Source organism: Pinisolibacter sp., assembly GCF_036782435.1.
In the GTDB taxonomy this organism is placed as follows: domain Bacteria; phylum Pseudomonadota; class Alphaproteobacteria; order Rhizobiales; family Ancalomicrobiaceae; genus CALBKH01.
Genome location: NZ_DAIPZB010000010.1, coordinates 99,773 through 110,440, shown reverse-complemented (window position 1 = coordinate 110,440; position 10,668 = coordinate 99,773). Strand labels below are relative to the sequence as shown.

Annotated in this window: 11 protein-coding genes; 4 read left to right on the top strand and 7 right to left on the bottom strand. The window is 66.3% G+C overall.

Annotation, left to right across the window (positions count from 1 at the left end; translation table 11 throughout):
- Positions 1–207: 207 nt before the first annotated feature.
- Complete coding sequence (locus V7Q42_RS06500) at positions 208–1,944, bottom strand: DEAD/DEAH box helicase (RefSeq protein ID WP_333823078.1); 1,737 nt, start codon at positions 1,942–1,944, stop codon at positions 208–210.
- A 449-nt stretch (positions 1,945–2,393) separates the two neighbouring features.
- Here V7Q42_RS06500 and V7Q42_RS06495 point away from each other — a divergent pair, with 449 nt between their 5' ends.
- The 3 genes from V7Q42_RS06495 to V7Q42_RS06485 all read left to right on the top strand — a co-directional run bounded on the left by V7Q42_RS06495 (position 2,394) and on the right by V7Q42_RS06485 (position 5,472).
- A complete protein-coding gene (locus tag V7Q42_RS06495) occupies positions 2,394–3,074 on the top strand; it encodes a PilZ domain-containing protein (RefSeq protein WP_333823077.1) in 681 nt (226 codons plus the stop codon).
- Positions 3,075–3,361: 287 nt separating this feature from the next.
- Entirely contained in the window at positions 3,362–4,720 is a 1,359-nt protein-coding gene (locus tag V7Q42_RS06490) for a tyrosine-type recombinase/integrase (RefSeq protein WP_080620466.1), read from the top strand.
- Positions 4,721–4,821: 101 nt separating this feature from the next.
- Positions 4,822–5,472, top strand: a complete 651-nt coding sequence (locus tag V7Q42_RS06485) for a DUF433 domain-containing protein (RefSeq protein ID WP_080620467.1) — start codon at positions 4,822–4,824, stop codon at positions 5,470–5,472.
- Positions 5,473–5,623: 151 nt separating this feature from the next.
- Here V7Q42_RS06485 and tnpC read toward each other — a convergent pair whose 3' ends face one another.
- The 6 genes from tnpC to V7Q42_RS06450 form a co-directional block, all read right to left on the bottom strand.
- Positions 5,624–7,123 (bottom strand): IS66 family transposase, encoded by a 1,500-nt coding sequence (gene tnpC / locus V7Q42_RS06475; RefSeq protein WP_035746780.1) that lies wholly within the window; start codon positions 7,121–7,123, stop codon positions 5,624–5,626.
- Positions 7,124–7,181: 58 nt separating this feature from the next.
- Positions 7,182–7,529, bottom strand: coding sequence for an IS66 family insertion sequence element accessory protein TnpB (gene tnpB / locus V7Q42_RS06470; protein WP_035746778.1), 348 nt, complete (start codon positions 7,527–7,529; stop codon positions 7,182–7,184).
- The gene (gene tnpA / locus V7Q42_RS06465; protein WP_080620470.1) at positions 7,526–7,921 is read right to left on the bottom strand and encodes an IS66-like element accessory protein TnpA; all 396 of its coding nucleotides are present in this window, start codon (positions 7,919–7,921) and stop codon (positions 7,526–7,528) included. Before tnpA ends, tnpB begins: the two co-directional genes overlap by 4 nt.
- Positions 7,922–7,965: 44 nt before the next feature.
- Positions 7,966–8,223 (bottom strand): hypothetical protein, encoded by a 258-nt coding sequence (locus V7Q42_RS06460; protein ID WP_333823075.1) that lies wholly within the window; start codon positions 8,221–8,223, stop codon positions 7,966–7,968.
- 62 nt (positions 8,224–8,285) lie between these two features.
- Positions 8,286–9,599, bottom strand: a complete 1,314-nt coding sequence (locus V7Q42_RS06455) for an MFS transporter (RefSeq protein ID WP_080620471.1) — start codon at positions 9,597–9,599, stop codon at positions 8,286–8,288.
- Entirely contained in the window at positions 9,599–9,886 is a 288-nt protein-coding gene (locus V7Q42_RS06450; RefSeq protein ID WP_291882697.1) for a metal-sensing transcriptional repressor, read from the bottom strand. Before V7Q42_RS06450 ends, V7Q42_RS06455 begins: the two co-directional genes overlap by 1 nt.
- Positions 9,887–10,159: 273 nt before the next feature.
- Between V7Q42_RS06450 and V7Q42_RS06445 the strand changes: the two genes are divergently transcribed.
- Entirely contained in the window at positions 10,160–10,627 is a 468-nt protein-coding gene (locus V7Q42_RS06445; RefSeq protein WP_080622744.1) for an AAA family ATPase, read from the top strand.
- The last annotated feature ends 41 nt before the right edge of the window (positions 10,628–10,668 follow it).

Here is a 10,668-nt window from a genome sequence, read left to right as displayed (position 1 = left end):
CGGGCCGCAACTCACGAAATTCGGACGAGTCCGAATTTCGTGAACTCGGTATGAGCTCCACGCGGCCGAGGGTGCCGTCACTCCGTGCCCGACTCCGGCCCCGCGCGCCTCGTGATCGATGCGCGTGCGGGGCGTCCCCTCCGAACCGGCACGGTGCAGCGGCCTCGGAGCGGTTTCCGCTCCGAGACGGGGCCGGCCCGGTTCGCCTCAGGCGTGGTCGCGCTTGCGCGGGCCCTTCTTGGGCTTGCCGTCGGGACGGCCGCGATGCGGGCGCGGGGCGCCGTCGCGCGGGCGGTCGGCGCGCGGGCCTGCGGGGCCGCGATCACGCCGCGCCGTGTCCGGCTGGTTCTCGGCCGGGAGGATGAGGATATTCTCCTCGTCGGGCCGGCGGACGGCGGCGGCGAAGCGCGCGGCGACGGTGTCGCGCACCTCGAACAGGGTCTCGCGATCGAAGATGCGGATGGTGCCGATGTCGCCGCGCTCGATGTCGCCGCGGCGGCACAGCATCGGCAGCAGCCAGCGCGGATCGGCGTTGCGATTGCGGCCGACGTCGCAGCGGAACCAGACGCCGGTGGCGGTCTCGTCGTCGCGCCGGTCGCGGCGTTCGCGCCGGTCGCCGCGGCGTTCGCCTTCGATCGGGTCGACCACTTCCTCGGCCGCCGGCAGGCGTGCACGCCACAGGCGGACGAGGGCGCCGGCGATTTCCTCGGCCGTGCGCGTCTCCATCAGGAGCGCGGCGAAATCGGCGTCGTCCTCGGCGATGCCGCCGGCGAGCGCCGGATCGGCGGTCATGCGATCGCGATCGAGGGCGCGGATCTCGTCGGCCGAGGGCGGGCCGCCCCAGATCGGACGGATGCCGGCGTCCATCAGCAGCCGCTCGGCGCGACGGCGGCGCGGCGCGGGAACGAGCAGGCAGCTGACGCCCTTGCGCCCGGCGCGGCCGGTACGGCCGGAGCGATGCTGGAAGACCTCGCGGTCGTGCGGCAGCTCGGCATGGACGACGAGATCGAGGTTGGGCAGGTCGATGCCTCGGGCGGCGACGTCGGTCGCGACGCAGACGCGGGCGCGGCCGTCACGCAGCGCCTGGAGGGCGAGGTTGCGTTCGTGCTGGCCGAGTTCGCCGGAGAGCGCCACGGCGGAGAAGCCGCGCTCCTGCAGCGTCGCCTGGAGGTGGCGCACCGCCTCGCGGGTGTTGGCGAAGACGATCGCGGCGGGGGCATCGTGGAAGCGCAGCAGGTTGACCACCGCCGCCTCGATCTCCTTCGGCGAGACGCGGATGGCGCGGTGTTCGATGTCGGCGTGGCCGCGGCTGGCGCCGGCGACCGCGATGCGCCGGGCGTCGCGCTGGTAGTTCTGGGCGAGCTGGACGATGCCCTTGGGCAGGGTCGCCGAGAACATCAGGGTGCGACGCTCGACCGGCGTCGCCTGGAGGATGAACTCGAGATCGTCGCGGAAGCCCATGTCGAGCATCTCGTCGGCCTCGTCGAGCACGACGGCGCGCAGATCCTCGAGGCGCAGACCGTGGCGCTCGAGATGATCGCGCAGGCGACCGGGGGTGCCGACGACGATGTGGGCGCCGGCGTCGAGACGGCGGCGTTCGGCACGCGGATCCATGCCGCCGACGCAGGCGGTGATGCGGGCGCCGGTGTGCTCGTAGAGCCAGGCGAGTTCGCGCTCGACCTGGAGGGCGAGTTCGCGGGTCGGGGCGATGACCAGGGCGAGCGGATCGCCGGCCGGGCCGAGGCTCTCGGCGGCGCCGAGGATGTCGTCGGCGAAGGCGAGGCCGAAGGCGACGGTCTTGCCGGAGCCGGTCTGGGCGGAGACGAGCAGGTCGCGTCCGACGGTGTCGTCGGCGAGGACGGCGGCCTGCACCGGGGTCGCCTGGGTATAGTCGCGTTCGGTCAGCGCCCGCGCCAGGGTCGGATGGGTCTTGGAGAAAGTCACGAGGTCGGATGTCCAAAGAGGCGGATTCCCCGACGGCGCCGATCGCCGTGGATGAGAGCCGCCGTGGTCGGCAGTAGCCGGAGACGAAGAGATGGTCGCTTCGCCGGACCGGTCGTCGGCCGAGAGGGAAAGCGTCGCCGCCTTCTACCTCGGTCGGCGGCTCCGCTGCAAGCCCGATCGCCAGCGTTTCCGCCATCCTCGCCGCGGTCGGCGCGAGCGGGCGGTGCCACGAGGTGTCTCCGGACCGGGAACTCCGAGTGATCGCGCCGAGTCTTGGTCGTCGTTTATATGGTGGATACACCAAATATCTTTTGATCGGCAATGATTGCCGGCGCCGAACCAGCGTATTCGCTCGTGATTTTCTCTCCACTCGGGATCTGCGATAGAATCCGTTAGGGTTGCGGCGCTACATACGGCTTCCGTACAATTCGAGCGACGTGGAGCGACGGATGGCAGTCGGAGCGCTTGCGGATTTCGGCGAGGTCTTCGAAGGGATCGAACGGCGGCGACACCGGCGTCTGAGTGTCGGGCTCGCCGGACGCTGCATGTTGCAGGACCGGCGCGAGTTCGCCTGTCGGGTGATCGACCTGTCGCTCGGTGGCATCGCCGTGACCATTCCGGCGGTGGCGCGGATCGGCGAACGAGTGGTCGCCTATCTCGACCGGATCGGCCGGTTCGAGGGACGGGTGGCGCGGCTGGTCGAGGGCGGCTTCGCCATGGCGCTCGATCTGACGCTGCACGGGCGTGACAAGCTCGCCCAATTCCTGGCGCGGCTCGGGGGCGCGGCGGCGGCGGGCCATCGCCGGCACGAGCGCCGGCTGCTCGGCGACTTCGTGTCGCGGCTGGTGACGGCCGACGGTGGCGCCATCGATTGCCGGGTGGTCGATCTCTCGGTTGCGGGAGCGGCGGTGACCTTCCGCGGTCCGCCGCCGCCGCTCGGCAGCCGGGTCCGGCTGGGTTCGACGGTGGGGCGGGTGGCGCGGCGGTTCGATCGCGGCGTCGCCATCGCCTTCGACGAGGTCACGGGGGCCGGGAGCGGACTCCCCCCGCAGGACCTGTTCCGCATCGCCGACGAAACGCGCCCCGAACCGCGGGCAACGCGACGACACGGCCTCGAACCGCCGATGTGACGGCGAACGGGACGGGAGAGCCGCGGCGCGGCGGCGATCGGTGTCGTGCGGTGTGAGGCGAATGGCGCACCCGACAGGATTCGAACCTGTGACCTCTGCCTTCGGAGGGATTACGACTAGCTCCGTCGATTACCGAAAGGGGCACGCCATGATGCGCTATGTTACTGTAAATAAAAAGGAATTTGATTTCCTTCGCCGACAAGCCTATCCTTCTGTTCGCCACGGTTTTCGCCCTGCTGCTTACGTGGTGCTTACGCGGGTTTTCGGGCATGTGACGGAGGAAGTCCATGGCTAAACTTACAAAACGCGTCGTCGATGCGGCGGAAAGCCGTCGCAGTGATTACGTGATCTGGGACGATGAGCTACCCGGTTTCGGGCTTCGTGTCTTCACATCAGGCAAGCGCAGCTATGTGATCCAGTATCGCCAGGGAGGACGGTCGCGGCGCTACACCATCGGCCTGCATGGTATCTGGACGCCAGAACTGGCCCGCCAGGAGGCCAAGGTCCAACTTGGCAGGATCGCGCGCGGCGAAGACCCGGCCGAGGAAAAGCAGCTCGATCGCAAGTCCATGTCGGTCAAGGAACTCTGCACTCTTTATCTGAATGACATGAACGCCGGTCTCATCATGGGGAAAGGCGGCCGTCCAAAGAAGCACAGCACGATTGTGACCGATACCGGGCGGATCAACCGGCACATCATCCCGCTCTTGGGCAGTCGGCGGGTGCGTGACTTGACCAAATCCGACGTCAACAAGCTCCTCAAAGACGTCATGGCGGGTAAAACTCGGATTTCGGTCAAGACCGATAAGCTTAGAGGCAGGGCCATTGTCCGCGGCGGTCCTGGGACTGCCGCTCGAACCGTCAGCCTTCTCGGCGGTATTCTTACCTATGCCGTCGATGCTGGGATCATCGAGCGGAACCCGGCGCATGGCATCAAGAAACCGAAGGATAACGTCCGCAAGCGTCGGCTGTCCGAGGCGGAGTATCGCCTACTTGGTGTCTTGCTGCGCAAAGCAGCGCAGAACGAGAATTATGCCATGACCGTCGAGATCATCCGCCAGATCACCATGACGGGTTGCCGCCGATCGGAAATGATCGGGCTAAGCTGGAGCGAAGTTGACGCCCAAGCCAGTTGCCTGCGCCTTGAAGACAGCAAGGAAGGCTATTCCATTCGGCCCATCGGGCTGCCTGTCGTGGAGTATCTGGAAGAGCGCGCCAAGTCGCGTATCGGCACTTATGTGTTTCCCGGCCGTGATGAGGACAGAGCGTTCGGCAGCTTCCCCAATCACTGGAAGAAGATCTTCACGGACTCCCCGCTTGCCGATGTCACTCCCCACGTTCTTCGCCATAGCTTCGCGAGCATAGCGAATGATCTCGGGTTCACGGAGATCACCATCGCCGCTCTCGTCGGTCACGCCAAGGGGTCTGTCACGAGCAATTACATCCACACCGTCGACACGGCCCTCATCATGGCGGCCGACACGATTGCTGGCTACATTCAGGGCCTGCTCGATGGCATCGAGTTCAAGCAGACCGCCTACGCGCTGGATCGGGACTCCCGGAAGACGTCGCTCGCGCGCTTCCTTCAGAAGGCAGCAGGCAACGACGACAGAACCGCCGACGTGGCGCAGCCTCTGGCGGCTTGAGGATGGCGGAAACGGCTGGCGGATCGTGGGTCAGCCTTGAAATTGGGGCGCCTCCAATATATATTCCGACACATCGGAAGATTTATTGGTTGGAGGCGTCCATGCCCGCGACTGAAATGCTGAAGGCCACGGAGGCGGCCGTGGTCGCCCGCGTCAGCCTGCGCGATGTCAATCGCGTCATCGACGAGCGCATCCTGCCCGAAACGCTGGTCTCGGTCGAAAACGGACGTTTCGTGCTAGGGGCCGCCTGCACCCTGATCGCCTTCTATTTCGAGAGCGCCAAACGGCTGACCTCGGAGGAACGCCTGTTCGCCATCCGCTCCGCCGAGCCACGGTTGCGGCGCTGGAACCGCGCAGCCACCGAGGCCATGCTGAAAGCCGACTGGACCGTTCGCCACGACTTCCTGACCATCGACCTTCTGCCCTTCTTCGAGCGTTCCGTCGCACGGCTGGAACGGCTGGACGCCGCGCGCGAGGTGGTCACCATCTCCGATGACATCATGGGCGGCACCCCGGTCATCAGCGGCACGCGCGTTCCGGTTCACGACGTCGCGGCCGCATTGGCGGCGGGCGTCCCCGCCAAGGAGATCCTTGAGGATTATCCGTCTCTGACCGAGGACAGGCTGGAATTGGCCGCGCTCTATGCGGAGGCCAACCCCCTTCGCGGACGGCCGAAGCCGCTCATCGCCAGACTGCCCGAAGGTGCGCGCATCCTCTCGGATCATCGCGTGCCGCGCAGGCGAGCCGGATGAAGTTCCTGATCGACGAATGCCTCAGCCCGAAGCTGACCGAGCTGGCTCACCAGAGGGGGCATGGGGAATCGTCCCATGTCGTCTGGCTGGGCCGCTCGGGCGCGAAGGACTGGGATCTCATCCCCCTCATCGTAACCGTCCGGCGTGACCGCTATCCGTTCCAGCGCCACGGCATCAGGTCATCGACCTTGGTGATCTTGTAGTCGGGAATGCGGGCGAGAGTGTCAGCGAGCCAGGCGTGGGGATCGACGGCGTTGAGCTTGGCCGTTTCGATCAGGGTGTAGGCGATGGCAGCGGCGTTGCCGCCCGCCTCGGAGCCGACGAAGAGGTAGTTCTTCCGCCCGAGGGCGATGGCGCGCATGCCGCGTTCGGCGGTGTTGTTGTCCAACTCCAGGATGCCGTGGTCGAGGTAGGGGCGCAGGCGGTCCATTCGGGTCAGGGCATAGCGGATGGCGGCCGCGAGCGGGGATTTGCCCGAGATTTCCGTCAGTCTCATGGCCAGCCATCGCTGCAGATCGTCGAAGACCGGGGCGGCGTGAGCTTTGCGGAGTTCCGTGCGGCGGTCTGGCGGCGACCCTCGGGCTTCTTTCTCGACGGCGTAGAGCTGTGCGATCCGGCCGATGGCCTCTCCGGCGATCGGGGAGCCCTGCGACCGATGGATATCGACGAACTTTCGCCGGACATGGGCCATGCAGGCGACCTCGCGGATGGTGCCGGAGCGGTAGAGATCCTCGAACCCGGCATAACCGTCGGCGTGCATCCAGCCGCGGAAGCGGGCGAGGTGGTCCTTGGGATGCTGGCCCTTGCGGTCACCGGAGAAGCGATACCATGCCGCCGGTGGGGCCTGCCCGCCCCAAGGGCGTTCGTCGCGCGCATAGGTCCAGAGCCGGGCGGTCTGGGTCTTGCCGGTGCCGGGCGCCAGCATGCTGATCGGCGTGTCGTCGGCGAAGATCGCCTCGGCTGAGAAGACATGGCGCCCGATGGCGTCGGCCAGCGGCTCCAACAGGGCCGTGCTCTTGCCCACCCAGTCGGCCAGGGTGGACCGGTCCAGGTCGAGACCTTCGCGCTCGAAGATCTGGCTCTGGCGGTAGAGCGGAAGGTGGTCGGCATACTTGCTCACCAAGACATGGGCGAGGAGGCCCGGCCCCGGGCGACCGCGCTCGATCGGGCGCGAGGGCAGTGGGGACTGCACGAAGCGTTCACAGCACGAGCAGGTCAGCCGAGGGCGGACAAGCCGGTTCACGATGAACCGCCCGGGAACGTATTCCAGCTCTTCCGTCACATCTTCCCCGATCCGGCGCAGGCGCCCGCCGCAATCGGCACAGGCATCTGTGCTCGGTGTCAGCTCCACCTCCATTCGCGGGATGTGGTCCGGGATCGGACGACGCTTGGGTTTGTCCTTCTCCTCGATGTCCGGCAGCTTCATCCGCGCGGTCATCGCGGCGGCGGCGATCTCGCTGGTCTCAAGGGCCAGCTGCAACTGTTCCGCCGTCTCGGACGACGCACCAAACCGGTGCGCCCGGTGCCCGGCCAGCTGATGCCGGAGCTTCTCGATCAGGATCGCCTGGGCCTTCACCTCGGCCAGAAGCCGCGCGGTGAAGCTGCGCAGCTCCTCGGGGTCTTCCGGCAATGTCAGGGCCTGGGTGAGCATGCGGAAAGTTTATCCCACTGTATTACTTGTGGGAATCACTGATTGCAGGCGCCGTGGACTATCCCGCCGCCAGAGGCCGCCACGTCCGTTCCGGTGCCCGCCAGTCGATGCCTTCCAGCAGCATCGACAGTTGCGCAGGCGACAAAGCCACCTTGCCCTCCTTGGCCGAGGGCCAGACGAACCGACCCTTCTCCAGCCGCTTCATGAACATGCACGCGCCTTGGCCATCCCACCAGATCACCTTCACCAGATCGCCCCGACGGCCACGGAAGACGAACAGATGCCCGGCGAACGGGTCCTGCTTCAGCACCGCCTCGGCCTGCGCCGCCAGTGCCGTGAACCCCTTGCGCATGTCGGTGGCGCCCGCCGCCAGCCAGACCCGCGTGTTCGCCGGAACCGGGATCACGCCGTCACGCCCCGGATCAGCCGCGCCAGAGCCTCGGGATCATAGCTCCCGCTGATGCGCATCCGGTGCCCGCCCGCCAATTCGATCTCGATGTGGTTGTGGGCGGCAGGTGTTGCCCGGGCAGACCTGGTCTCCGCGACAATCTCCACAGGCAGAAAGCGCGCCTCCTCTGACGGGGGAAGAGCCGAGGCGGGGTCCGGCGCGTAACGGCGATCGCGCAGCCACTTGAAGATCAAGTTCGCATTCACCGCGTAGCGCCGCGCCACCTGGGCGACCGATACCCCCGGCGCCGCCGTCTGGAAGCAGATCGACCGCTTCTCCTCATCCGTCCAAAGCCGCTTCGTCCGACGCGCCACGTCATCACCACAGTGTCCACTATCAATGGTGGACACTATCCCGCACTCTCACACCGCGGCAGAGCGGTTAGACCGGACGGTTACCCCTCATCATCGAGGACGACTGGACCTTCGTGACCCGCAATTCCGTCGATTTCCGGGGCGCAGCCTCGCGCCCCGGCGAGAAAGGGCAATATGCCCGTGTCGATCTGCATGCCGGCCTGGTCTGCCTCAATGGCCCCGAGGGTATGACGCGAGCCCTCCAGTTGGAGTTGTTCGAGCAAGCCCTGCTCGAACTTGACGCCGATCCAGACCTTGTGAACCAGGTGCTTGAAGTCACGCTGGAGGACGATGACCATCTGCGTGTTATCCGATATGCGCTCCCCTCGGAGCCGGACCAGAGAACCTGACGGGAGCGCGATCAGCGCTCACGCGGCCAAGCCGCGTGCATGTCGTCGATCACATAGGCATGGGCATGGCGTCGACCATGCCCAGCTTCTGCGAGATGCGGATGGTCGGCCGACAGATCGGCATGACCGTGTTCAAGCACCTCTGGATCGTCGGCAGGCCAGACGGCGAAGCCGATGCCGATCGCGACAGCGGCCAGCGCGGCCAGAATGATCGCCGTCATCGGCAGGCCGAGCGTCGCGCCGGCCCACCCGGCAAGCGGATAGGCGATCAGCCAGCAGGCATGGGAAAGCGCGAACTGCGCGGCGAACAGCGCCGGCCGGTCTTCGGGATTGGCCGAGCGCCGGAGCAGCCGGCCGGATGGCGTCTGTGCCGTGGAATAGCCGACACCGAGCAGGAACCACAGCGGCAACAGCCAGCCGTAGCCCGGCAGCGCCGCCGCCGCCAGTGTTCCCACCGCCAGCAGCGATGCGCCACCGAGCATCGCCGTTCGATCTGGAATCGAGTCCAGCAGCTTCGGCAGCGCAAGCGCCGCGACCATCGAGCCGCCACCGAACGCCGCGAGGGCCAGGGCCATCGCCTGGTTGTCGAGGCCATAGACAGCCTGCACGTAAACGACCGTATTCACGATCACCAGCGCGCCCGCCGAGGCGACTGCGAGGTTGATCGCCAGCAGCCCGCGCAGGCGCGGCGTCGCCAGATAGATGCGGATGCCGCGCGTCGTGCGGTCGTAGATACCACGAGGTTTCGACGGTTTCGGACTCGGCAGGACGACCGAGATCACCAGAGCCGCCGAGACGAGGAAGCCGATCACCGTGCCGGCGAATAGGCTATGGAACGAGATGAAGGCGAGAAGTGCCGCCGCCAGCATCGGACTGACGACGCTTTCCAGATCGTAGGCCAGCCGGGAGAGCGACAGCGCGCGCGTGTATTCCTTCTCGTCCGGCAGGATGTCGGGGATCGTCGCCTGGAAGGTCGGCGTGAAGGCGGCCGAGGCCGATTGCAGCACGAAGATCAGAACATAGACCTGCCAAATCTCGGTGACGAAAGGCAGGAAAACGGCAACGGCGGCGCGGACGAGATCGAGCGCCACCAGCATGGCGCGCCGCGGCACACGCTCGGCGAATGCCGATGCGACCGGCGCGACACCGACATAGGCGATCATCTTGATGGCGAGCGCGGTCCCCAGCACCGCGCCGGCCTCCGCCCCCGCCAGTTCGAAAGCCAGCAGGCCCAGCGCCACCGTCGCAAGGCCGGTTCCCACCAGTGCGATGACCTGTGCCAGAAAGAGGTGGCGATAGGTCCGGTTTTCGAGGATCGCCAACATCACAGATACTTCGCTATTTCCTTGAACTCGTCGATCGACTGCCGCCGATCACGCCCGAGCGGCCCGACCACTTCTTCGAGGCAATGGTCGAGGTGATCCTGAATCAGTGTCTTCTTGGCCTGGGCGATAGCCTTCTCGACGGCATGGAGCTGCTGGGCGATGTCGAGGCACGGCCGCCCGCCCTCGATCATCTCGATGACGCCGCGAAGATGACCATCGGCGCGCTTCAGCCGCTTGACGATCTCCGGGTGGGATTGGTGAGTTTGGGATGGCTTGGTCATCGTCATATCCTATCCCCCTGTAGGGGATATACCAAGATGGTCGAACGTCGAAAGCAGGTTGCTCGTTTGGCTATAGCGGCAGGTGAAGTCAGGTATTGCTTACTTGCACTTCTACGCTTTTGCGGTTGTCGGTTCTTGCGGGGGAAAGCCTTCCCCCTGGCCGGCACTGCGTTGCCGGCACACCCCCTTCTGCGGGGAGACCCCGCAACGCCCCCTGGGTAGGTCTCAGCCGGACTCAGTGATGTGGTGGACGCGCTCGCCTCGCGATACACTGTCCCAATGCCTATACTTCATCTCATCTGTGGGCTTCCCGGCTCGGGCAAGACCACATTGGCACGGCAGCTTGAGAATCAGGGAAAGGGGCTTCGCCTCTCTCCCGATGAATGGATGTCCACGCTCGGATTCCAGCTCTACGACGAGGGCGGCCGCGCGCGTGTCGAGCAGTTGCAATGGCGTCTGGCCCAACGCCTTCTGGCCGCCGGAAACGACGTCATTCTGGAGAACGGCTTCTGGTCAAGAGAGGAGCGCGATTCCTACCGGGCGGTTGCGCAGTCGCTCGGCTGCGAGACCCGGCTTCACTATCTCGACGTCCCCGTCGAGGAGTTGCAGCGTCGGATCATCGCCCGCAACCGCGATGCGCCTGCCGATGCGGCTGTCGATCCGAACGATCTTCTCGCTTGGTCGAAGATGTTCGAACCGCCGACCACGGACGAACTTGCGGTTGGGCACGGCACCGCGCCGCCGTGATCGGCGGCAGCGCCGCTTTAGAGTGAGAGTGCAGACGGGGT